Raw genomic sequence first — 22,180 nt, 5'->3', positions numbered from 1 at the left:
CATCAGCCACGGCGACCTGATCCGCACCAACCCCGACCAGACCAAGACCATCGACCCCTGCAACCTGCAATTCCTCTACCAGGGCCGCAACCCCAGCTCCGGCGGCGACTACGGCCTGCTGCCCTACCGGCCGGGCCTGTTGACGCTGCGGCGCTGACCCTCCCGGCGGTCGACCGCGCGGCCGGTCCGCGCGGTCGACCCCCGCCCGCCGGTCTTGGGAGCTTGCCGGTCTTGGGAGCTTGCCGATCTTGAGAGCTTGCCGATCTTGGGAGCTGAGAGTCACCGCCGACGCGGCCGGGTGGGTACGGTCGCGCCGCTCCGTTGACCGGATCGGGTGGCGCGGTGACCACGTCCATGGGCCGGCGGGCGCACCCGGTAGTACGGTGCGCAGCCGTGGCGAAGGTGACAGGCATCGGCGGCGTCTTCCTGCGCGCCCGCAACCCGGAGCGGATGGCCGAGTGGTACCGCCGGCACCTCGGCGTGCCGATGAGCGACGGCGGCGCCATCACGTTCCACTGGGTCGAGTCGGAGACGACGACGTTCGCCCTGTTCGCCGACGACACCGACTACTTCGGCGAGCCGGGCCAGCGGGCGATGATCAACCTGCGGGTGGACGACCTGGCCGAGCTGCTGGAGCGGCTGCGCAGCCGGGGCGTCGAGGTGCTGCCGCAGACCGAGGACTCGGAGTTCGGCCGGTTCGGGTGGTGCGTGGACCCGGAGGGCAACCGCATCGAACTCTGGCAGCCCGCCGAGGGCATGTAGCGCCGCTACATCAGCTCCAGCAGGAACGGCAGCTCCTGCGGCGCGTACCAGGCCAGCTCGTGGTCCTCCGCGCCGCCCAGCGCGAACTCCGCGTCCGGGTCGCCCAGGTCCGCCGCGTCGATGACCTCCGCCGCCGCGCGCACGTCGTCCTCGGCCTCCAGCGTGTCCAGGTGGATCGCCGCGATCGCCTTCATCGGCACCGGACCCGACAGCTTCACCACCGAGAAGTCCAGGTCCGGCCGCAGCTTCACGTCGTCCACGTCCGCCGACACCACCGCCCGCCGCGGCGGGGCCTTCTCGTCGCCCGCGATCAGCCGCAGCGAACCGCGCGCGGCGTCGAGCATCGCCGAGTACTCCAGCTCCTCCGTGTCGCCGGTCGCGTAGGACTCGCGCAGCGCGGGCGTCAGGGCGAACCCCGTGCCGCCCACCGGCACGAACTCGCCGTGCTCCACCAGGTCGCGCAGCATCGCGACGGTCGCCGGGAGGTACACCCTCATGAAGACACCGCTCCCATCAGTTCCTCCACCGACTCCTCCACCATCGCCGCCAGCACGTCCACGTCGGACATGGCGTCGCGGTCGGCGTTGAGGCCGAAGTACACGCCACCGTCATAAGACGTCACGCCGATCGACAGCGCCTGGCTTTTCGCCAAGGGCACAACCGGGAACATCTCGATCATCCGCGCCCCCGCCGCGTACAGCGGCACCTGCGGGCCCGGCACGTTCGTCACCACCACGTTGAACAGCCGCCGCGAGAACGACGACGCCGCCCGCGCGCCCAGCGCGTGCAGCGTCGGCGGGGCGAACCCGGACAGCTTCACCAGGGTCTGCGCCGCCACCGACTGGCCCGACTCCTGGTGGGCGCGCATCGCGTGCGACACGTGGTGCAGCCGCACGACCGGGTTCGGCTCCCCCACCGGCAGGTCCACCAGGTACGCCGACACGCGCGCCTCGTCGTCGCGCACCGACATGGGCGCCATCGCCCGGATCGTGGTGCCCGCCGTGACGACCTCGCCGCGCGACAGCAGCCAGTTCCGCAGCGCGCCGGACAGCACGGCCAGCACGACGTCGTTCACCGTGCCGCCGTGCGCGCGGCGCACCTCGCGCAGCACGTCCAACCTCGTGCGGGCCACCGCGAACCGGCGCTGCGGCGAGATCCGCACGTTCAGCGGGCTGCCGGGCGCGGGCGTCGCGGCGGTCCGCACCGCCGACAGCAGCCCGCCGAACACCCCGGTCACCTTCCGCACCGTCGCCACCGTGTCCATCGCCGCCGAGCGGGCGTTCTCCACCACCTCGCCGGGCCGCTGCACGGCCTCGGCGACGGCGTCGGCCACCAGCCGAAGGCCGCTGGGCTCCGGCGACGGCATCCACAGCGACTCCACCGGGGGCCGGGGCGTGGCCGAGACGTCCAGCATCACCTGCCCGATCTCCGGGGCGCCGACCCCGTCCACCACCGCCTGGTGCGTCTTGGTGATCACCGCAGTCCGGTTCCGGACCAGGCCCTCGACGAGGTAGACCTCCCACAGCGGCCGGCTGTGGTCCAGCGGGCGGGACATCAGCCGGGCCACCAGCTCGTGCAACTGCCCGTCGCTGCCCGGCTTCGGCAACGCCGAGCGCCGCACGTGGTAGGTCACGTCGAAGTCCGGGTCGTCCACCCACACCGGCCGCGCGAGCCGCCCCGGCACGGGCACGACCTTCTGCCGGTACCGGGGCACCAGCGACAGCCGCTGCTCGATCAGCTCCACCAGGCGGTCGTAGTCGAAGCCCGTGCGCGGCCGCCGGAACACCGCCACCCCGCCGACGTGCATCGGCGTCGTGGAGTCCTCCAGGTACAGGAACGAGGCGTCCAGCGCGGACAGGCGGTCGGGCATGCGGTCCAGGCTAGTCGCTGCACTCCCGCACCAGCCGCCGCACGGCGCTGACCTCGGCCTCGTCGCGCTCGTGCCGGGCCAGCCTGATCGCCGCCGCGGCCGGCATCGCGCGCCGCGCCTCGGCCCGCACCGCCCCGTCGACGCCGGACAGGAACCCGCGCACCATCCGGGATCGGGCGAACCGCATGACCGGCCGCAGCGGTGCCACCGCCATCGCCAGCCAGCTCAACGCCACGTCCACCTTGCGGTCGCCCTTGCCCGCGCTGCCCCAGTCCACCACCACCGCCCCCTCCGGGCCCAGCACCACGTTGCCGGGGTGCAGGTCGAGGTGCAGCAGGTCGCCGTCGCCGTGCAGGAACGCCGGCGCGGGCACCCGGTCGAGCGCGCCGTGCAGCCGGGCCAGCTCCCGGCCCAGCGCACCCGCCCGCCACGGCTTGGCGTCCAGCTCCTGCGACATGCGGGGGCCCGGGACGTACTCCATCACCAGGTCGGTCTCCGAGCAGTCCGCCACCCTGGGCACCGGCACGCCGTGCCGCCGCAGGTAGCGCATCAGCTCGGCCTCCGGCCGCGGGTCGCGACCCGTGCGGCTGCGCTTGACCAGCAGGCCGTCCGGACGCAGGTAGACGTCCGCCTCCCGGCCGGTGGCCAGCAGACGGTGCGCCTCGTCGCGCGGTGTCATGTGACGATCATCATGATTGACAGCGGAGAAACAAGCCCCAAACGGGTGGAGGACACTCTTCCCCGTGGATGTGTCACCCAAGGACAAGTTCGTCACCGTGTACGGCCGCAAGCCCGTGCTGGAGGCGTTGGACGACCCGCGGCTCGAGGTCGACAAGGTCGTGCTCGCCGACACGGCCCGCGGCCCGGCCGCCCGGGAGATCCTGCAGGCGGCCGGCCGGCGCGGTGTCGCGGTGCAGCGGGCCACGGCGCAGCGGGTCAAGGTGCTGGCCGGGAACGGCAAGCAGGACCAGGGCGTGCTGGCCGACGTCGTGGCACCCCGGATGCGGCCGCTGTCGGTGGCGCTGCCCGAGCGGCCGCGGTTCGTGCTCGTGCTGGACGGCATCACCACGCCCGCGAACGTCGGCATGATCCTGCGCACCGCGACGGCCGCCGGGGTGGACGGCATCGTGGTGCCGCGGCGCGGTGTGGCGTCGATCGACCCGATGGTGGTCAAGGCGTCGGCCGGGGTGGCGTTCCGGGCGCCGGTGCTGCGGTGCGCGACGGCGGGCGAGGCGGTGGCCGCGCTGCGGGAGGCCGGGTACCCGGTCTTCGCGCTCGACGCGGGCGCGCGGTCGTCGGTCTACTCGGCCGACCTGCCGGCGCGGGCGGCGTTCGTGCTGGGCAGCGAGACGGCCGGCATCTCCGAGGACGTCCGGCCGCACGTGACGGGGTGGTTGTCCATCCCGATGGCGGCGGGGGTCGAGTCGTTGAACGTGGCCAGCGCGGCGGCCGTGCTGTGCTTCGAGGTGGTGCGTCGCCGCAGCGCGTGAGCGCGGCGGGCGTCGGGCGTTTGGGGTCGGGCGTTGCGCAGCGCGGGTGCCGGAGGGCCGCTCCGACACCCGCGCTGCCCAACCAGGCTGATCGGTGGCTCACCACAGCCACCCGACGCGGTACCCGTCGGGCCCGTCCCGATCAGCCCCCGACGTCCCGCACCCGTGCCCCTCGTACGACACCGGGGCGGGACAGAGGCACGCGGTCGTGCCGTTCCTCGAAGATGTCCACCGGTAACGATGCGAACGTACGAGGGAACCAGGGTGAGCGGCAATTCACCGGCCAGGTGGAATTCCCGTGGCCGTTCGTCACCGATTAACCCCGGAGGGGGATCTGGAGCAGGATTTCCAATTCCTCGAGGGTGGCCGACACGGACTGGTGGTGCACACCGACCATCCCGGCCTCCGCCGCGCCCCGCACGTTGACCGCGAGGTCGTCCACGAAGACGCACTGGTCGGCGGGCAGGCCGAGGCGTTCGGCGGCGAGGAGGTAGATGCGGCGGTCGGGCTTGGCCAGGCCGACCTCGCCCGAGGTGATGACGACGTCGAACAGGTCCTCCCAGCCGGCGGGCGGGCGCCAGAGGAAGTCGGCGTTGGACAGCATCGCGGTGAGGACGCCCCGGTGGCGGGCCTGGCGGGTGGCGGCCAGGAGGGGCGGCTCGGTGGCCGAGAGGTCGTCACCGTGGTCGGTGAGGACGCCGCCGAAGTCGAGAACGAGTCCCCGCACCGTGCCTCCATCGGGTGATCTTGGTACGAAATCCCGCCCGTACGCCCTCGGTTCAGCATGCCACCTCAACTCCGCGCCCTGACCGCCCCGAACCGCGGCGCCGCGCCCACCGAACCGCCGCCGCCCCCGCCGCTGGACGCCCGCCACTTCCTGTTCCCCCTGGTGGAGGCGCTGAGCGGTCGACGCCCACCGCGCCAGCTGTCGGAGACCTTCACCCCGACCGCCCTGACCACCGTGACGAAGGCGGTCAGCCGAACCCGAACCCGCCTGGGCCGCTACCGGCTGTGCCACGTGTCCCCGGAGGCGGCGGAACTGGCCGGAACCCTGCACCTGCCGACCAAGGTGCGCGCCTTCGCCGCCCGGGTGGAACGCCGGGGCTCCCGCTGGCACTGCACCGAATTCCACCTCCTCCCCTGACGGGATCGGAAATGCCGTCGGCGGCGGGGCCACCAACCCCGCCCCATCGCCAACCAAGCCCACCGCCAACCAAGCCCGCCGCCACACGATCGAGTGACATTCGGCCACATCTGTACGGAAACACTGTTCTCGTACCTCGGGCAGAGGTCGCGGCCGAGTCGAGGCGCAGACAGAGGCCCGCAGACGAGATCCACAGACGGAGGTCCGCACGCAGGTCGGGGCTGGGCGGCCGTTGGCGGCGCAGCCCGGCATCGGGGCGGAAACGCGAGAGCGGGCCACCGACGTGGTCGGTGGCCCGCTCCGCGGTCGTGCTCGGGTTACTGGCGGGGGCCCTTGCGCTGGCCCTTGGCCTGGGCGCGGGCGGCGGCGCGGCGTTCCTTGCGGGTGCCGCTCTGGGGGCCGCCGGACTGCTGGGCGTTGCCGGAGCTCTGCGCGTCGCCGCTCTCCGACGGGCCCGTGTAGGTCAGGCCCTGCTGGGCGCGGCCGTCCAGGCCCTTGCCGCGCAGTGCCGGCGGGATCGCGTTGCCGCTCTGCAGCTGCGCCAGCGCCGGGCCGGCGGGGGCCTGGTCGGCCTGGTTCGCCTCGGCCTGCTGTTGCTGGGCGGCGGCCGCGGCGGCGCGGGCCCGGGCGCGGCTGCCGGCCAGGGGGCCGCCGTTCGCGATCGAGACCTGCACCGGCGGTTCGGCGGCGGGCTCCGGCTCGGCGGCTTCGACCTGCAGGTTGAACAGGAAGCCGACCGTCTCCTCCTTCAGGGCCTCCAGCATGCCGTTGAACATGTCGAAGCCCTCCCGCTGGTACTCGATCAGCGGGTCGCGCTGGGCCATCGCCCGCAGGCCGATGCCCTCCTTCAGGTAGTCCATCTCGTACAGGTGCTCGCGCCACTTCCGGTCCAGCACGGAGAGCAGGACGCGGCGCTCCAGCTCGCGCATGGCACCCGGCCCGACCCGGCCGTCGATGTCCGCCTCGCGCGCCTCGTAGGCGGCCAGGGCGTCGGCCTGCAGCTTCGCCTTCAGCGACTCCCGGGTGACGTCCTCGTCCTCCTCGAGCACCTTCTTGTGGTCGAGCGTGATCGGGTACAGCGTCTTGAGCGCCGTCCACAGCTGGTCGAGGTCCCAGTCCTCGGCGTAGCCGTCGGCGGTCGCGCCGTCGACGTACGCGCCGACCACGCTGGTGATCATGTGCTCGACCTGCTCGCGCAGGTCCTCGCCGTCGAGGACGCGGCGGCGCTCGGCGTAGATCACCTTGCGCTGCTCGTTCATGACCTCGTCGTACTTGAGGACGTTCTTGCGGATCTCGAAGTTCTGCTGCTCGACCTGCGTCTGCGCGCTGCGGATGGCCCGGGTGACCATCTTGTGCTCGATCGGCACCTCGTCCGGCACCTTCAGCCGGGTCATCACGGTCTCGACCATGGCCGCGTTGAAGCGGCGCATCAGCTCGTCCTTCAACGACAGGTAGAACCGGGACTCGCCCGGGTCGCCCTGGCGGCCGGAACGACCGCGCAGCTGGTTGTCGATGCGCCGCGACTCGTGCCGCTCGGTGCCCAGCACGTACAGGCCGCCCGCGTCGCGCACCTCCTCGGCCTCGGCCTTGACCTCGGCGGTGATCTCCTCGATCAGCTTCGCCCAGGCGGCCTCGTACTCCTCCGGGGTCTCCACCGGGTCGAGGCCGCGTTCGCGCAGCTCGTGGTCGGTGATGATGTCCGGGTTGCCGCCCAGCACGATGTCGGTGCCCCGGCCGGCCATGTTGGTGGCGACGGTGACGGCGCCCTTGCGGCCGGCCTTGGCGATGATCAGCGCCTCGCGCTCGTGGTGCTTGGCGTTGAGGACCTCGTGCGGGATGCCCTTGCGCACCAGCAGCTTGGACAGGTACTCGGAGCGCTCGACGCTCGTCGTGCCGACCAGCACGGGCTGGCCCTTCTCGTGCCGCTCGGCGATGTCCTCGGCGACCGCCTCGAACTTGGCCTCCTCGGTCTTGTAGACGAGGTCGGCCTGGTCCTTGCGCTGCATCGGGCGGTTGGTGGGGATGGGCACCACGCCGAGCTTGTAGGTCTGGTGGAACTCCGCGGCCTCGGTCTCCGCCGTACCGGTCATGCCGCCGAGCTTGGCGTAGAGGCGGAAGTAGTTCTGGAGGGTGATCGTGGCGAGGGTCTGGTTCTCCGCCTTGATCTCGACGCCCTCCTTGGCCTCGATCGCCTGGTGCATGCCCTCGTTGTAGCGACGGCCCGCCAGCACGCGGCCGGTGAACTCGTCGACGATCATGACCTCGCCGTTGCGGACGATGTAGTCCTTGTCCTTGGCGAACAGCTCCTTGGCCTTGATCGCGTTCTGGAAGTAGCCGACGAGCGGGGTGTTGGTCGAGTCGTACAGGTTGTCGATGCCGAGCTGGTCCTCGACGAACTGCACGCCGGCCTCGGTGACGCCGATGGTGCGCTTGCGCTCGTCCACCTCGTAGTGGGTGTCGCGGCGCATCCTGGTGGCCAGCCGGGCGAACTCGACGTACCAGCGCGAGGACTGGTCGGCGGGGCCGGAGATGATCAGCGGCGTGCGGGCCTCGTCGATGAGGATCGAGTCGACCTCGTCCACGATGGCGAAGAAGTGGCCGCGCTGGACCATCTCCTCGCGGCTCCACGCCATGTTGTCGCGGAGGTAGTCGAAGCCGAACTCGTTGTTCGTGCCGTAGGTGATGTCGGCGTTGTAGGCGACCCGCCGCTGCTCGGGGGTCATCTCCGACAGGATGGCGCCGACGGTCAGGCCGAGGAAGCGGTGGATGCGGCCCATCCACTCCGCGTCGCGCTTGGCCAGGTAGTCGTTGGTGGTGACGACGTGGACGCCCTCGCCGGCGATCGCGTTCAAGTACGCGGGCAGCACGGAGGTCAGCGTCTTGCCCTCACCGGTGCGCATCTCGGCGATCTGGCCGAGGTGCAGCGCCGCGCCGCCCATCAGCTGCACGTCGAAGTGCCGCTGGCCGAGGGTGCGCTTGGCGCCCTCGCGGACGACGGCGAACGCCTCCGGCAGCAGGTCGTCGAGGGTCCAGCCGTCGGCGTAGCGCTTGCGGAACTCCTCCGTCTTCGCGCGCAGCTCCGCATCGGAGAGGTCGACGACGTCGTCTTCGAGGCTGTTGATGTGCGCTGCGATGTTGCGCAGGCGCTTGAGCATCTTGCCCTCGCCGGCGCGGAGCAGTCGGGACAGCACCATCTGGGTCGACCTCATTACCTCATCGCGACGCGCCCGGGGGACGGGCGCCTTCCACAGGGGCTCACCACGGCCATGGCGAGCCTTCACCACTAGCCATCGTAGGCAAGTCGTGAAGGTGTGTGCACAGACACAGGTAGGAAGCCCGCCCGGAGGGCCTCCCGGACGACCGGCCGGGGCCGGCCAAGATCGCGTTGCGTGACCGCGCCGGCGGGTCGCCACCCGGACGGACGCAACGCGGTACGTGACCTCGGCCACGGGTGACGGCGCGGTCAATTCCTCGGTGCCCGAGAGAAATCGGCGGCGGGAACGGCGGAGGACTTCGACGCGCGTCCACGTCGTTCGGACATGACGGACCGCGGTGGTCGTCCGTGATTGATTTACCGGGAATCCGGGGCGCGGGGCACCGCAACCCCCGGCGTCCGCGACGCCGGGGGTTGCGAGAAGTCAGGGTGGGGGGAAGTGGTCAGGTGGCGCTCAGGCCAGCCTGATCACGCCGTAGTCGAACCCCTTCCGGCGGTAGACGACGCTCGGACGGCCGCTGTCGGCGTCGGAGAACAGGTAGAAGTCGTGTCCGACCAGTTCCATCTCGTAGAGGGCTTGGTCGACGGTCATCGGCTTGGCCGCGTGCTCTTTCTCGCGCACGATCTGACCGGGCAGGTTGTCCTCGAGGCCGTCTTCCCAGCGCTGCGCGGGCACTTCCGCCATGCCCTCGTCCGCGGGTTCCGGCTCGGCGGCCTCCAGCACGGCGGTGTGGCCGAGCCACATGCCCTGCGCCTGGCCGCCGTCGCTGTCGGGGCGGAGGGGGAGCGACTCCCCGAGTCCGCTGGTCGCCTCGGCGACCGATGTCGGGCCACGTCGCCCGTGGTGCACGCGCCTGCGGTCGTGCGAGCGGCGCAACCGGTTCTCGAGCTTGGCGACCGCGACGTCCAGGGCGGCGTAGAAGTCGCCCGCGCACGCTTCGGAGCGGACCACCGGGCCGCGCCCCTTGCCGGTGATCTCGACCCGCTGGCAGTTCTTGGACTGCCTGCGGTTCGGCTCGTGGAAAAGCTCCACGTCGAACCGGATGACCTTGCGGTCGTAACGCTCGAGCCTGGCCAGCTTTTCGGCGACGTGAACCCTGTAGTGATCGGGCACCTCGACGTTGCGGCCCTTAACGACGATGTCCATACACGACCTCCCTCGCTTTGCTGCGAGCAATGACTTCGGATCACTGGGGCGCCGGTTTCGCGATCGTCTTCACGGAGTTGTCGCTGAGGGTGGCCCTCAACGCACCGCCGGCGCCAGGATCATGGGCTGTTCGCCTCCTCCCCGCGTGCCGGGAACGCTGATAGCGGTGCACGTTAGCCCGGTATTCGTCGCCGCGACAGCCCCCGGGGCGGGGGATCTCCAAGATTTTCTTGTCGTGACGGAGAGCGACGAAAAACTCCTCCCGGCAACGCGCCACGGGGGCGCGCACGACCGCCACACCGGCGGCCGCTCACCCGAAAGGCCGAGGCCGGCACAGGCACTCGACGGCAGAGAGGTTGCGGTGAACGGCCTCTGCGCGGGCGTCATAACCGGCCAACGGGCGAGCCCTCCGGGAGGTTCCCGGTACGATTCACCCGTGTGGGTGGGTTCTGCGTGCAGTTGTCAGTGTGAGCACAGCGGATACCCCGATCCCGGCCGTTTTCAACACCGAAACGCAGGCGCGCGCCGTCGATCCCGTCGTCACTACGTCATCCAGCAGGACGACCCCGGCTCCCGGTGGCGGCAGGCGATCCGGGACGAGCCGGACGCGACCGGCGAGATTCGCCTGCCTGGACGCCGCGTCGAGCCGCGCGGAATCGCGAACGCCCCTCGTGAAAGCGAGCGCCGGCACGGTGGCGAAGCCGGACGCGCGTGCCATTCCCACCACGTGGGAACCGCCGCGGGCCCGGGCGGCCGACGCGCGCGACGGCGCGGGCACCAGCCACGGGTCCGCGCCCACACCGGGCAGCACCGGCACGGCCGCCGCCACCAACGCCCCGAACACGGCCGCCAGCTCACGGCGCCCGCGCTCCTTGAACGCGAGCACCAGCTCGCGCGCCGCGCCCGCGTAGGCGGCCAACGCGAACACCGGCGGCCCGACACCGGGAACGCGCTTCGGCGACCCGAAGAGGGCCAGGCAGCGGTCGCAGGCGCGGGCGCCCCACGTGCCGCAGCCGGCACAGCGGGGCGGGAACAGCAGGTCGATCAGCACGCGGTCGACCATGCCGGCGACCCCCGACGGGAATGCCCCCTCCGCCGGGGTCGGCGGCACTCCCGATCGGGTGAAGCTTCAGCCCGGGTAGAACGCCAGGGTCCCCGGCTCCACCTTCGTCGGCGACGCCCGCCACACGTCGCCCACGTCGTTCGCGCTCCACAGCCCGCTCTGGTCGACCGCCAGCACGTTGCGGCCGGGCGCGGCGGTCACCGAGCCCACGGGCACGGTCAGGTTCGACGTGTTGTACCGCTCCATCCGCACGCCGTCGATGTTCACCTTGGCGATGGGGAACGACACCAGCGACGTGCTGACCACCAGCACGTCCTGCGCCAGCCAGTCCAGCGCCAGCGCGCTGGACCCCAGCACGGACGGCTGGAGGTGGCGCGGGGACCGCAGCGACACCGCCGAGTCCTGGTCGCGGTCGCGCACCACGGCCGCGACCACGAGCTTCCCGCCCACCACGGCCGCCACCCGCGTGCCGTCGCGGGACAGCCGCAGCTCGCTGACGGCGCCCAGCTCGGTCAGCTCGGAGGCGTTGACGGCGTTCGCCGCCCACCCGCTGTCGGTCTTGATCGCGCGGACCACCTTGGTGCCGTCGGCGACGGTCCACACCTCGCCGCTCGGCTCGCCCTGCCTGCCGCTGAGCAGCCACGTGGGTCTCGTCATGGTCGACGCGCGCAGGTCGACCTCGGCGAGCTGCTCCTGCACCGGCCCGACCCGCAGCCGCACGGAGCCCTCGCCGACCCGGCTCACGACGGCCAGCCTGCCGCCGTCCATCGACTGCGCCGCGCTGAGCGCCTGGTAGTCGCCGGAGCCCGCCGGGCCGGGCACCGGGTCGCCGGTGACCTGCCGGACCCGCCCGTTGCCGACGAGCATCCCGTTCAGGTCGGCGTTCGGCGTGGTCAGCGCCTCGCCGGTCTGCACGTCGGCGGGCCGCCACTCGTGCTGGTCGCCGTTGATCGACTGGCCCTCGACCTGCACCCGGATGCGGCTGCTGGTCACGCCCGCGAGCGACTTCACCACCTGCGCCACGATCTGCTTGCCGACCTGCACGGTGATGTCGCCGACCTTGGTCAGGTCGACCTCCAGCGCGCCGTCGTTGGCCTCGGAGGTGTTCTTGCGCTGCGCCGCGCCGTTCGGGATGGCCGTGGCCAGCGCGCCGCGCATGCCCACCGCGGGTCCCTTGAGCAGCAGGCTCGTCACGCGGCTGGGGATCGACGTCGACGGCGCGATGACCACCCACCGCGGGTCGGGCACCAGCACGGTGAAGTCCGGGCTGTAGAAGAACAGCGTCACCCGCCGGTAGTTCTGCTGGAACCCGCCCAGCGGCACGTAGATGCCGTCGGGCGGGGCGGAGATGCGCCACTGGTTCGCGGCGTCGCGCTCGATGCCGATCGGCGTGTCGAGCGGGCCGATGAGCTGGATGAACGAGTTGTCCTCCAGCTGCAACCGGCCCACGTTGCGCCCCTGGAGCAGCACGGTGCGGTGCTTGTCGTCCGAGGCCAGGCCCGCCGTCGGCACGGTGTTGAACGTCGTGTCGATGATCGTGGGCGTGCCCTTGGTGTTCCACGCCTTCTTGGCGTCCTCGGTCAGGTACGCCTTGGCCGCCGCGTAGTCGCCCTCGGGGTTGGCCGAGGCGTTGACGAACTCCCGGACCAGCGTCAGCGGGTCGATGTCCTTGACCGGCTCGGGCGCGGCGGCCTCGCTGGCGTTGCCCGCCGAGGGGTTGACCGCGATGGGCGAGGTCTCGGTGGGTATCGCGGCGCACCCCGCCGCCACGAGCGCGCACAGCAGCACCGCGAGCAGCCTCACCGGACCTCCTCGCGATCGCCGGTGACCGGTTGCGCGGGCTGCCACGTGAACTCCTCCTCGGTCAGCTCGACCTCCTCCACCGGCTCGGGCGCGTCCGGGTCGGGGTCGACCACGGGCGGCAGGTCGGGCGGTTCGAGCGGCAGCGGGCTGGCGGTCAGCTCGTGGCCGAGGCGGCACGGCAGCGTGAGCCGGAACACCGCGCCGAGGCCGCGCTCGCCCCACGCCTCCAACCAGCCGCCGTGCAGCCGCGCGTCCTCCAGGCTGATCGACAGGCCCAGGCCGGTGCCGCCGGTGCGGCGGTTGCGGGACGGGTCGGCGCGCCAGAAGCGGTTGAACACCAGGTCCGCCTCGCCGGGCCGCAGGCCGACGCCGTGGTCGCGCACGGTCACCGCGACCGCCTCGCCGTCACCCCGCAGGGTCAGCTCGACCGGCAGGCCCTCGCCGTGGTCGATGGCGTTGGCGAGCAGGTTGCGCAGGATCCGCTCGACCCGGCGGGAGTCCAGCTCGGCGTTCACCTCGTGGTCGGGCAGGTCCAGCACGATGGTCGTGCCGCTGCTGTTGGCGATGGCCCGCACGGCGTCGTGCGCGCGCCGGGCCAGCACGCGGATGTCGACCAGTTCGGCGGCCAGCTCCTCCACGCCCGCGTCGAGCCTGCTGATCTCCAGCAGGTCGCCCAGCAGCGACTCGAACCGGTCCAGCTCGTCGACCAGCAGCTCGGTCGACCGGGCCAGGCCGCCGGGGAACTGCTCGCGCGAGGCGTGCAGCACGTCGGCGGCCATCCGCACGGTCGTCAACGGGGTGCGCAGCTCGTGCGACACGTCGGAGGTGAACCGGCGCTGGAGCTGGCCGAACTCCTCCAGCTGGTGGATCTGCCGCTGGATGCTCGCGGCCATCTCGTTGTACGACTCGGCCAGCCGCGCCACGTCGTCCTCGCCGACGACGGGCATGCGCTCGTCCAGGCTGCCGTCGGCGAACCGCTCGGCGATCTCGGCGGCCTGCCGCACGGGCCGCACGACCTGCCGGGTGACCAGGTTCGCGATGAGCGCGAGCAGCAGGAGCAGCGCGATGCCGCCGACGACCAGGGTGCTCTGCACGACGTCGGCGGTGGCCTGCTCGCTGGTCAGCGGGAACAGCAGGTACAGGTGCATGGCGCGGGCGGAGCTGTTGACCGGTTTGCCGACGACCAGCAGCGTGGTCGGCCCGGTCTCCCGCTCCACGGTGGTGATCTGGTAGCCGGCGCTGCCCCGTTCGAGCATCTTGAACAGCCCGTCGGGCACGTCCTCGTACTGGCCGACGGCGACGGGCAGGCCGTCGGAGCCGGTGCCGACGGGGTCGCGGAGCACCGGCTCGAACGCGCCCGCGCCGGAGCTGGTGGGGTCGAGGTCGACGCCCGAGGTGTTGATCTTGTTCAGGGCGGTGGTGAACCGCGTCTTGACGCTGTCCGGGCCGGGGTTGAGGCCCGCCAGGTCGGGCTGGATCGCCGCCGCGCTCGCCTCGGTCTGCCGGACCGCCGCCTCGATCTTGGTCTCCAGGAGCTGGCCGGTGATCTGCACCTGGAGCACCATGCCCAGCACGAACACCACGGCCGACGACAGCGCGAGCGTGCTGACGACGACGCGCAGCTGCAACGAGCGCCGCCACAGCTCGCCGAACGCGACCACCTGCCGGCGCGCGCGCTCGACCCCGCGGCGCGCCTGGCGCACCACGGGGTCGAGCCAACGGCGCTTCACGGCCGGTGCGCCCCGGTCACGGAGGGCCGGCCTTGTACCCGACCCCGCGCACGGTCAGCACCACCTCGGGGTGCTCCGGGTCGCGCTCGACCTTGGACCGCAACCGCTGCACGTGCACGTTCACCAGCCGCGTGTCCGCCGCGTGGCGGTAGCCCCACACCTGCTCCAGCAGCACCTCGCGGGTGAACACCTGGCGCGGCTTGCGGGCCAGCGCCACGAGCAGGTCGAACTCCAGCGGCGTGAGCTGGATCGGCTTGCCCTCGCGCAGCACCTCGTGGCCGGGCACGTCGATGGTCAGGTCGCCGATCTGGAGGACCTCGGCGGGCTCGGCCTCGGTGCGCCGCAGGCGCGCCCGGATGCGGGCCACCAGTTCCTTCGGCTTGAACGGCTTGACCACGTAGTCGTCCGCGCCCGACTCCAGGCCGAGCACGACGTCGACCGTGTCGCTCTTCGCGGTCAGCATCACGATCGGGACGCCGGACTCCGACCGGATGGCCTTGCAGACGTCGATGCCGTTCATGCCGGGCAGCATCAGGTCCAGCAGGACCAGGTCCGGCTTCAACTCGCGCAGCGCGGGCAGCGCGCGGGCGCCGTCGGCCACCACAGCGGTGTCGAAGCCCTCGCCCCGCAGCACGATGGTCAGCATCTCCGCCAGAGCGGGGTCGTCGTCGACGACGAGCACGCGTGCCTTCATACCCAACATCGTCCCACTAGTGGCCGAAGCCCCACGCACCACCCAGCGGTCATCGCTGCTGGTCGCCGCGCGCGTCCACTCCGTAGCCAGTCTCTGCCGCCGGTCCACGAGCCACCTCGTCTCGCTGAGCGGGAATCCTCAGCGACTCATCGGCGGAGTGGTGACGGTTCGTTACCTTCCTACACTAACGGGCGAACCACCGGTCGAGCAGCGCCTCGACGTCCAGGTCACCGGTGCCGTCCAGGACCTCCCACGGCGAGAGCCAGCCGGCCGCGGCCAACCCGTCGTAGACGGCCGCGCAGCGCGCCTGCAGCCCGCCGTCGGACTCGTACAGGTCCCGGCCCCGGGCCTCCTCGGCCTCGCGCAGGGCCGCCCGGTCCGCCGCCACCCGCGCCGGCACGCGCAGCAGCAGGTGCAGGTCGGGGACCGGCAACCCGAAGCGGTCCACCTCCAGCGACCGCACCCACCCCACGAACGCGCCGTCCGCGCCCTGGTGCAGCCGGGCCGCGCCGTAGGCCGCGCTGGAGGCCAGGTACCGGTCGAGCAGCACCACGTCGAACCGGTCGAGGTCGGACCTGATCCGGTCGGCCGCCCCGCGCCGGTCCAGCGCGTAGAGCACCGACATGCCGTAGACCGAGTCCGTCAGGTCGCCGAGCCGGCCGTGCAGCGCGTCGCGCACCAGGTCGGCGTGCACGTCCTCGTCGTACCGGGGGAACGCGCCCGTGACGACCTTCGCGCCGCGGGCGGCCAGCGCGTCGGTCAACGCCCGCGCCAGGGTGCGCTTGCCGGCGCCGTCCAAGCCCTCGATCACGACCAGTTTTCCCACGGACCCACCCTAAGGGGCACCCTCCGCTCACGATCGGCCGCATCACATCGCCCAGTCGGGTGACAAGAGATCCTTTGCGTCACCAGATTGAGTGACTACGGTGAACCCCATTTCCGGTTGCGCGAAAGGGTGGTGCCGCGGTGACCGCGGATTCCGGGCACGCCACACCGGTTGACGAGCAGGCCGCCCACCCGCCCGGGAGCCTGCCCGGCGGCCTGGCCGAGACGCTGCGGTACGGGCCGTTCCACCGGGCCCTGCACGACGCCATCGCGCACCGGGGCCTGTCGCTGGCCCGGCTGCGGGCGCACCTGGAGCAGCTCGGCGTCCAGGTCGGCCAGTCCACGCTGAGCTACTGGCAGCGCGGTCTGCGACACCCCGAAGTACCCCGGGCCATCGCCACCGTGCGGGCGCTGGAGACCGTGCTGCGGCTGCCGCCGGAGTCCCTGGTGGCGCTGGTCGGCAACCGGCCGCAGCCCCGCCCGACCAGACCGGTCGGCTGGGTCGCGCCGGCACCCGTGCTGTCGGAGTTCGAGGCCGTCAGCGGGGTCGGCGCGAACCCCGACATCGAGGTCCTGTCCGTGCACGACACCGTGCTCATCGGGCCGGAGCGGGAGCAGCGGTCGATCAGCACCCGGCTCGTCGTGCGGGCGGCGAAGGCCGGACCGGACCGGTACCTGGCCGTGCACCAGGGCGACGAGGGCAGCCTGGTCGACAACGCGCTCGTGCGGCCGGGCGAGGGGTGCCGGTTGGGGCGGCTGCGGCGGCAGCCGGCGACCCGCGGGCTGGCGTTCGAGCTGCTGTTCGACCGCAGGCTGGCCGAGGGCGAGGAGCACGTGTTCAGCTTCACGGTGGTGGACGACACGGGCGGGCCGACGCCCGGCCACCGGCGCGCGTTCCGCGAACCGTGCCGCTGCTACCTGCTGCAACTGGCGTTCAACCGCCGCGCCCTGCCCGCCCGGTGCACCAAGCAGTTCCGGGTGGACGCCGAGGCCGCGCCGGTGGACCTGGAGGAGCTGGTCTGCGGGCTGGGCGGCTTCGCCAGCGCCTACTTCGAGGACGTGGGCCCGGGCGTGGCCGGGATCAGCGTCGAGTGGACCTAGCGGGCCGGCCGGGGCGGCACCACCGCCCCGGCCGGCCACCGCGGCTCAGTAGCGGTAGTGCTCCGGCTTGTACGGGCCCTCGACGTCCACGTCGATGTACTCCGCCTGGTCCTTCGTCAGCTTGGTGAGCTTGCCGCCCAGCGCCTCCAGGTGGATGCGCGCGACCTTCTCGTCCAGCTTCTTAGGCAGGCGGTACACCTCCTTGTCGTACTCCTGGTACTTGGTGAACAGCTCGATCTGGGCGATCACCTGGTTGGAGAACGAGTTGGACATCACGAAGCTGGGGTGGCCGGTGGCGTTGCCCAGGTTGAGCAGGCGGCCCTCCGACAGCACCAGGATCGAGTGGCCGTCCGGGAACACCCACTCGTCGACCTGCGGCTTGATGTTGATCCGCCGGATGCCGGGGAAGCGGGTCAGGCCGGCCATGTCGATCTCGTTGTCGAAGTGGCCGATGTTGCCCACGATCGCCTGGTGCTTCATGCGCTCCATGTGCTCGATGCGCACGACGTCCTTGTTGCCGGTCGTGGTGATCACGATGTCGGCGCGGTCGATGACGTCCTCGAGCGTCTGCACCTCGTAGCCGTCCATCGCGGCCTGCAGGGCGCAGATCGGGTCGATCTCGGTGACGATGATGCGGGCGCCCTGGCCGCGCAGCGACTCCGCCGCGCCCTTGCCGACGTCACCGTAACCGCAGATCACGGCCACCTTGCCGCCCATGAGCACGTCCGTGCCCCGGTTGATGCCGTCGATCAGCGAGTGCCGGATGCCGTACCGGTTGTCGAACTTCGACTTGGTCACCGCGTCGTTGACGTTGATGGCCGGGAACAGCAGCTCGCCGGCGGCGGCCAGCTGGTACAGCCGCATCACGCCGGTGGTGGTCTCCTCGGTGACGCCGCGGATGCCCTCGGCGATCTTGGTCCACTTGCCCTTGTCCGCCGCGAGCGACTTGCGCAGCGTCTCCAGGACCAGGGTCCACTCCTCGGAGTCGTCCGCCTCGGGCTGCGGGACGACGCCGGACTTCTCGTACTGCACGCCCTTGTGGACCAGCAGCGTCGCGTCGCCGCCGTCGTCCAGGATCATGTTCGGGCCGCCGCCGTCCGGCCAGGTCAGCATGGACTCGGCGGTCCACCAGTACTCCTCCAGCGTCTCGCCCTTCCAGGCGAACACCGGGACGCCCTTCGGCTCCTCCTCGGTGCCGTGCGGGCCCACCACGACCGCGGCGGCCGCGTGGTCCTGGGTGGAGAAGATGTTGCACGACGCCCAGCGGACCTCGGCGCCCAGCGCCACCAGGGTCTCGATCAGCACGGCGGTCTGCACGGTCATGTGCAGTGAGCCGGAGATCCGCGCACCCTTGAGGGGGTAGACCTCCGAGTACTCGCGGCGCAACGCCATCAGGCCGGGCATCTCGTGCTCGGCCAGCCGGATCTCTTTGCGGCCGAACTCGGCCAGGGAGAGGTCCGCTACGGCGAAGTCGATGCCGTTGCGGGTCTGGAGCCTCTCGGCGGTCATCGCGGGTTCCTCCATCTTGGGGTGGGCCGAACCGACACTACCGCCCGCCACGCCGGGCCGAGGAGGTCGGCGGCATCTGCGCACCAATGGACCAGAGTAGGGCCGACCGGTAGTGATGTTCGCGGGAGGACTTGTGCTGATCCCCGGCCCCGACACGCGGGTGGTGGAACTGCGGGTGCACGGCGTCCAGGGCACCACGCCGCAGTCCCTGGTCGACGCGGTGGCGGCGGTGGACGTGGCGGGCGACGGCCTCGGCCGCGTCGTGCGCCCGGCCGACCGGCTGCGCAGACCGGCGCCCGGCCCGGTGCTCCAGGCCGGCGGGCGGCCGGTGAGCAGGGTCGTCGAGGGCTACGTGTGGGGCGGGATGACCTCCGGCGGCTGGGCCAAGGCGACGTGGGCGCTGCTGTTCCCGTTCTCGCTGGCGAACGTGGCGCACTGGATGCTGCCGCCCACGCCCACCGGCTCCGCGCCCGCGCACCTGCTGGGCATCGCGCTGCGCGCCCTGCTCCGGCTGGCCGCGCTGCTGCTCACCGTCCTGCTGGTCGCCCAGCTGGAGGTGATCAGCCTCGACCTGGTGGCCGCGCAGTGCCTCGCGCCCGGCTCGTCGTGCCTGTGGGGCCCGTCGTGGTGGAGCACCGCGCCGTGGGTGCGGGCGGTCGTGGGGCTCGCGCCGATCGCGCTGGCCGTGCTCGTGCTGCACCGCATGTCCAGTGTGGACTGGCGCATCGAGCGCAAGGAGGTGCCCGCCGCGGAGGGCGGTCGGTCCGGGCTGCCTGGCGCGCACGTGGCCACCGACCCGGACACGCCGGCACTGCGGGTGCTGCACATCGTCGCGGGCCTGGGCACGGCCGTGGTGATGGCGCTGGGCGGACCGCCCGGTCCGCAGCTCGCGCCCGGCCGGCACGGCGTCGCGATCGCGGTGTGCTGGGGGCTCGGCCTCGGCCTGGTCGCGGTGGCGGCGCTCGGCGCGGTGCTGCTGGACGACCCGACGGGCGGCGCGCCGCACCGGGGCGGCCGGTGGTTGCGGGCGGCGCTGGGCCGCGGCCCGCGACGGGTGCTGCACACCGCGGCGTGGCTGTCGCTGCTGGCCGCGGCGGCGCTGCTGGACCGGGTGCCGGTGCGGCTGCCCGGCGCGGACCTCGCCGTGCAGCTGGTCGCGGCGCTGGTCGCGCTGGTCTGCGTGCTGATCGGGCTGCTGCTCGTGCCCGCCGCGCTGCTGGCCCGGCGCACGTGGGCCGCGCAGCCGCCCGAGCTGCGGCCGTGGGCCGGCGGGTGGATGGCCGCGCCGGTGGTGGCGCTGTCCGCGCTGCTCGGCGGCGGCTTCGGGGCGGGTGTCGCGCTGACCGCGCAGCGGGTGCTCGGGCACGGCGAACTGCCCATCGGGTACGACTACATCGCGCTGCTGTGGGGGGTGGCCGGGACGCTGGCGTTCCTGGCGGGCGTGGCGGTGGCCGCGACCACCGGGATGGTGCGGTGGAGCTCCCTGCGGCGGGAGAAGGAGTGGGCGCGTGAGGCGTCCCTGTTGCACGCGGGCCGCGCACGGGACGTGAAGCGCGCCGCGCGGGCGTGGTGGTGGGCGCACTGGCAGCGCCGGCACAGCCACCACGTGGTGCTGATCGTGGCGTCCGTGCTGGCGGTCGGCGCGGTCCCGGCGGCGTGGCTGCGGTTGCGGGGGGTCGAGCCGCCGACGTGGTCGCGGCCGTTCGTCGGCTTCGGCGTGGTGGTGCTGGCGGCGCTGGCGGTGAGCCTGGTCCGGGCGGTGTACCTGGCGGCGCGGCGGCCGGACAAGGCGCGGCAGGTCGGCGTGCTGGCGGACCTGGCGGCGTTCTGGCCGCGCGAGGCGCACCCCGTCGTGCCGCCGTGCTACGCGTTGAAGGTGGTGCCGGAGCTGGTGGCGCGGGTGCGGGAGCACCTGGCCGACCCCGGCACGCGGGTGGTCCTCGCCGGGCACAGCCAGGGCAGCCTGCTGGCGGCGGTGGCCGCGGCGCGGCTGCTGGAGGAGGTGTCGCCGGCAGAGGCCGAGCGGATCGGGCTGGTCACGGCCGGTTCGCAGCTCCAGTGGGCCTACCCGCGGGCGTTCCCGGCGGTCGTGCCGCACAGCTCGTTGGCGTCGCTGGCCGGTGGGCTGGCCGGGCGGTGGCGCGCGCTCTGCCGCGGCACGGACGCGTTGGGCGGCGCGGTGATGACGTGGGACCGGCAGGTCTACGACGGGATGCTGCTGGGCGCGGGCTTCCGGCCGGACGGCACGACGGGCGCGTTGCCGCCGGCGCTGCGCGGTCCGACGGGCGCGCTGGTGCTGGGCGGCGACCACTGGCTGCCCGACCCGCAGCGCGGGCCGTTCCCCGGTCGGCGGTGGGCGCCGGGCGTGAACCGGCACACCGACTACACCTCCGACCCGGAGTGGGACCGGGCCGTCGCCATCGCCGCCGGGCTGGAGACGACGGAGCCGCAGGCCCCGCCGGTGCTGCCGTCCCTGCCCGTGCTGCCGACCGCGCGCCAGGCGCCGATCACGTCGCCCGAACCGACGTGAGCAGGCGGTCGGCCGCGGCCACGTCACCGGCCTCCGCCAGCAGGCCGGCGGGCGCGAGCACGTAGTCGCGGTCGACCGCGATCGCGGCGGTGCGCAGCACCGGGCGCAGCACCGGGTCGGCGCGCAGCGCGCGTTCGACGTCCTCGGTGGAGTCGGCGTGCCGGAACACGCCGCCGGACAGCACGAGCAGGCCCGCGCCCTTCGGGCCGAGCTGCCCGTCCACGAGCCGGAGGTGGCGGCGGACCGCCAGCACGGCGGCGAGCGCGGCCAGCCGGTGGTCGACGGCGGGGTCGTCGGGCAGCCACGTGACGTCGGCGGCGCGGGCGGCGGCCTCCCGCCCCAGCACGGCGGCCTCGTCCTTGTCGACCAGCTTCTCCGCGACCGCCTCGGCCACCACGCCCGGCGCCGACCAGCGCAGCCCCAGGTCGCCCTCGACCGTGCGGCGGTCGGCGGGCAGCGCCACCGTCCGCTCCGGTCCCCCCAGCGCGGACACCGCGGAGTAGACGTCGGTCGTGGCGCCGCCGACGTCCACGACCAGCACCGCGCCCTCCCGGTCCTGCGCCGCCAGCCGCGACACCCCGCTCAGCACCGCGTCCGGGGTCACCGCCCGCACGAGCCCGCGGAACCGCCTGCCCCGGGACAGGCCCTTGCCGCCGATGACGTGCCGCAGGAACACCTCCCGGATCGCCGCCCGCGCCGGGCCCGGGGCCAGCTCGCCCACGTCCGGCAGCACGTTCGCGGTCCGCACGACCGTGCGGCCGGCCAGCAGCGCCTCCGCCTCCGGCTGCGCCTCGACGTTGCCCGCGAGCACGATCGGGCACGCCAGGCGGTTCGCGCCCAGCCTGCGGGCGTTGTGCCGCAGCACCGACGCGTCGCCGCCGTCCGTGCCGCCGACCAGCAGCACCAGGTCCGGCCGGGCCGCCCGCAACGCCCGCACGCCCGCGCCGTCGAGCGGGCCGGCCGACACGTGCACCACCCGCGCGCCCGCCGACAGCGCCACCCGGTACCCGGCCTCCGCGCTGACCAGCCGCTCCTGCCCCACCACCGCGAGCCGCAACCCGCCGCCCGCCGACGAGCAGGCCAGCGTCCGCTCGGCAGGGCCGAGGGCACGGGCCACCGCGTCGATGCCTCGAAGCACCTCCGGCGGGGTAGTCGGGTGCTGTGCGGTGCCGAGCAGCTCACCGGAGGACGACACCAGGGCGCCCTTCGTCCACGTCGAACCGATGTCCAGGCAGAGCGCGGTCATGCCGGAAAACTACCGGTGCCGCCGAACGCCGGTACCCACCTCTAGTCTGAAC

At 72.9% G+C, this 22,180-nt stretch carries 19 protein-coding genes; 6 read left to right on the top strand and 13 right to left on the bottom strand.

Annotated elements, in window-relative coordinates; translation table 11 throughout:
* Window positions 1-157, top strand: a 157-nt coding sequence (locus tag ACIGNX_RS09815; RefSeq protein WP_396538218.1) for a non-reducing end alpha-L-arabinofuranosidase family hydrolase, incomplete at its 5' end; no start/stop codon positions are given.
* Between the two features lie 236 nt (window positions 158-393).
* Window positions 394-762, top strand: a complete 369-nt coding sequence (locus ACIGNX_RS09810) for a VOC family protein (protein ID WP_396538164.1) — start codon at window positions 394-396, stop codon at window positions 760-762.
* A gap of 5 nt (window positions 763-767) precedes the next feature.
* On the opposite strand, the gene ACIGNX_RS09805 is transcribed toward ACIGNX_RS09810, so the two are convergent.
* From ACIGNX_RS09805 to ACIGNX_RS09795, 3 genes are read right to left on the bottom strand one after another with little or no spacing between them, the layout of a single operon-like run.
* On the bottom strand, window positions 768-1,259 hold the full coding sequence (locus ACIGNX_RS09805) for a DUF6912 family protein (RefSeq protein WP_396538162.1): 492 nt from the start codon (window positions 1,257-1,259) through the stop codon (window positions 768-770).
* On the bottom strand, window positions 1,256-2,632 hold the full coding sequence (locus tag ACIGNX_RS09800) for a wax ester/triacylglycerol synthase family O-acyltransferase (protein ID WP_396538160.1): 1,377 nt from the start codon (window positions 2,630-2,632) through the stop codon (window positions 1,256-1,258). The genes ACIGNX_RS09805 and ACIGNX_RS09800 overlap by 4 nt, the downstream gene beginning before the upstream one ends.
* 10 nt (window positions 2,633-2,642) lie before the next feature.
* Window positions 2,643-3,311, bottom strand: a complete 669-nt coding sequence (locus ACIGNX_RS09795; protein WP_396538158.1) for a phosphotransferase — start codon at window positions 3,309-3,311, stop codon at window positions 2,643-2,645.
* 64 nt (window positions 3,312-3,375) lie between these two features.
* Between ACIGNX_RS09795 and ACIGNX_RS09790 the strand changes: the two genes are divergently transcribed.
* Window positions 3,376-4,122, top strand: a complete 747-nt coding sequence (locus ACIGNX_RS09790; RefSeq protein WP_396538156.1) for a TrmH family RNA methyltransferase — start codon at window positions 3,376-3,378, stop codon at window positions 4,120-4,122.
* A 316-nt stretch (window positions 4,123-4,438) separates the two neighbouring features.
* On the opposite strand, the gene ACIGNX_RS09785 is transcribed toward ACIGNX_RS09790, so the two are convergent.
* The gene (locus ACIGNX_RS09785) at window positions 4,439-4,849 is read right to left on the bottom strand and encodes an HAD-IA family hydrolase (protein WP_396538154.1); all 411 of its coding nucleotides are present in this window, start codon (window positions 4,847-4,849) and stop codon (window positions 4,439-4,441) included.
* Window positions 4,850-4,906: 57 nt separating this feature from the next.
* On the opposite strand from ACIGNX_RS09785, the gene ACIGNX_RS09780 reads away from it, so the two are divergent.
* Window positions 4,907-5,266, top strand: coding sequence for an Rv3235 family protein (locus ACIGNX_RS09780; RefSeq protein ID WP_396538152.1), 360 nt, complete (start codon window positions 4,907-4,909; stop codon window positions 5,264-5,266).
* Between the two features lie 317 nt (window positions 5,267-5,583).
* Here ACIGNX_RS09780 and secA read toward each other — a convergent pair whose 3' ends face one another.
* The 7 genes from secA to ACIGNX_RS09745 all read right to left on the bottom strand — a co-directional run bounded on the left by secA (window position 5,584) and on the right by ACIGNX_RS09745 (window position 15,743).
* Window positions 5,584-8,460, bottom strand: a complete 2,877-nt coding sequence (gene secA, locus ACIGNX_RS09775; RefSeq protein WP_396538150.1) for a preprotein translocase subunit SecA — start codon at window positions 8,458-8,460, stop codon at window positions 5,584-5,586.
* 474 nt (window positions 8,461-8,934) lie between these two features.
* Window positions 8,935-9,627, bottom strand: coding sequence for a ribosome hibernation-promoting factor, HPF/YfiA family (hpf, locus tag ACIGNX_RS09770; protein ID WP_396538148.1), 693 nt, complete (start codon window positions 9,625-9,627; stop codon window positions 8,935-8,937).
* Window positions 9,628-10,057: 430 nt separating this feature from the next.
* Window positions 10,058-10,678, bottom strand: a complete 621-nt coding sequence (locus ACIGNX_RS09765; RefSeq protein WP_396538146.1) for a ComF family protein — start codon at window positions 10,676-10,678, stop codon at window positions 10,058-10,060.
* 78 nt (window positions 10,679-10,756) lie between these two features.
* On the bottom strand, window positions 10,757-12,493 hold the full coding sequence (locus tag ACIGNX_RS09760) for an LpqB family beta-propeller domain-containing protein (RefSeq protein ID WP_396538144.1): 1,737 nt from the start codon (window positions 12,491-12,493) through the stop codon (window positions 10,757-10,759).
* A complete protein-coding gene (gene mtrB / locus ACIGNX_RS09755; RefSeq protein WP_396538142.1) occupies window positions 12,490-14,223 on the bottom strand; it encodes an MtrAB system histidine kinase MtrB in 1,734 nt (577 codons plus the stop codon). The genes ACIGNX_RS09760 and mtrB overlap by 4 nt, the downstream gene beginning before the upstream one ends.
* A gap of 16 nt (window positions 14,224-14,239) precedes the next feature.
* Window positions 14,240-14,917: an MtrAB system response regulator MtrA gene (gene mtrA, locus ACIGNX_RS09750; RefSeq protein WP_015104936.1), complete on the bottom strand. Its 678-nt coding sequence runs from the start codon at window positions 14,915-14,917 to the stop codon at window positions 14,240-14,242.
* A 184-nt stretch (window positions 14,918-15,101) separates the two neighbouring features.
* Window positions 15,102-15,743, bottom strand: a complete 642-nt coding sequence (locus tag ACIGNX_RS09745; protein ID WP_396538140.1) for a dTMP kinase — start codon at window positions 15,741-15,743, stop codon at window positions 15,102-15,104.
* A 140-nt stretch (window positions 15,744-15,883) separates the two neighbouring features.
* On the opposite strand from ACIGNX_RS09745, the gene ACIGNX_RS09740 reads away from it, so the two are divergent.
* Window positions 15,884-16,843: a hypothetical protein gene (locus ACIGNX_RS09740; protein ID WP_396538138.1), complete on the top strand. Its 960-nt coding sequence runs from the start codon at window positions 15,884-15,886 to the stop codon at window positions 16,841-16,843.
* 45 nt (window positions 16,844-16,888) lie between these two features.
* On the opposite strand, the gene ahcY is transcribed toward ACIGNX_RS09740, so the two are convergent.
* On the bottom strand, window positions 16,889-18,352 hold the full coding sequence (ahcY, locus tag ACIGNX_RS09735) for an adenosylhomocysteinase (RefSeq protein ID WP_396538136.1): 1,464 nt from the start codon (window positions 18,350-18,352) through the stop codon (window positions 16,889-16,891).
* Window positions 18,353-18,485: 133 nt separating this feature from the next.
* On the opposite strand from ahcY, the gene ACIGNX_RS09730 reads away from it, so the two are divergent.
* Complete coding sequence (locus tag ACIGNX_RS09730; RefSeq protein WP_396538134.1) at window positions 18,486-20,882, top strand: hypothetical protein; 2,397 nt, start codon at window positions 18,486-18,488, stop codon at window positions 20,880-20,882.
* Here ACIGNX_RS09730 and ACIGNX_RS09725 read toward each other — a convergent pair.
* A complete protein-coding gene (locus ACIGNX_RS09725; RefSeq protein WP_396538132.1) occupies window positions 20,860-22,128 on the bottom strand; it encodes a glutamate mutase L in 1,269 nt (422 codons plus the stop codon). The genes ACIGNX_RS09730 and ACIGNX_RS09725 overlap by 23 nt on opposite strands.
* Between the last annotated feature and the right edge of the window lie 52 nt (window positions 22,129-22,180).

The sequence above is a fragment of the Actinosynnema sp. NPDC053489 genome, assembly GCF_044544865.1.
In the GTDB taxonomy this organism is placed as follows: Bacteria; Actinomycetota; Actinomycetes; order Mycobacteriales; family Pseudonocardiaceae; genus Actinosynnema.
This window is presented reverse-complemented; position numbering and strand designations above follow the sequence as displayed.

What these genes read in the sequence shown, in the direction of transcription:
- ACIGNX_RS09805 (WP_396538162.1), bottom strand. Translation starts at nt 1,259, where the DNA reads ATGAGGGTGTACCTCCCGGCGACCGTCGCGATGCTGCGCGACCTGGTG.
- ACIGNX_RS09800 (WP_396538160.1), bottom strand. Translation starts at nt 2,632, where the DNA reads ATGCCCGACCGCCTGTCCGCGCTGGACGCCTCGTTCCTGTACCTGGAG.
- ACIGNX_RS09795 (WP_396538158.1), bottom strand. Translation starts at nt 3,311, where the DNA reads ATGACACCGCGCGACGAGGCGCACCGTCTGCTGGCCACCGGCCGGGAG.
- ACIGNX_RS09780 (WP_396538152.1), top strand. Translation starts at nt 4,907, where the DNA reads ATGCCACCTCAACTCCGCGCCCTGACCGCCCCGAACCGCGGCGCCGCG.
- secA (WP_396538150.1), bottom strand. Translation starts at nt 8,460, where the DNA reads ATGGTGCTGTCCCGACTGCTCCGCGCCGGCGAGGGCAAGATGCTCAAG.
- hpf (WP_396538148.1), bottom strand. Translation starts at nt 9,627, where the DNA reads ATGGACATCGTCGTTAAGGGCCGCAACGTCGAGGTGCCCGATCACTAC.
- mtrA (WP_015104936.1), bottom strand. Translation starts at nt 14,917, where the DNA reads ATGAAGGCACGCGTGCTCGTCGTCGACGACGACCCCGCTCTGGCGGAG.
- ahcY (WP_396538136.1), bottom strand. Translation starts at nt 18,352, where the DNA reads ATGACCGCCGAGAGGCTCCAGACCCGCAACGGCATCGACTTCGCCGTA.
- ACIGNX_RS09725 (WP_396538132.1), bottom strand. Translation starts at nt 22,128, where the DNA reads ATGACCGCGCTCTGCCTGGACATCGGTTCGACGTGGACGAAGGGCGCC.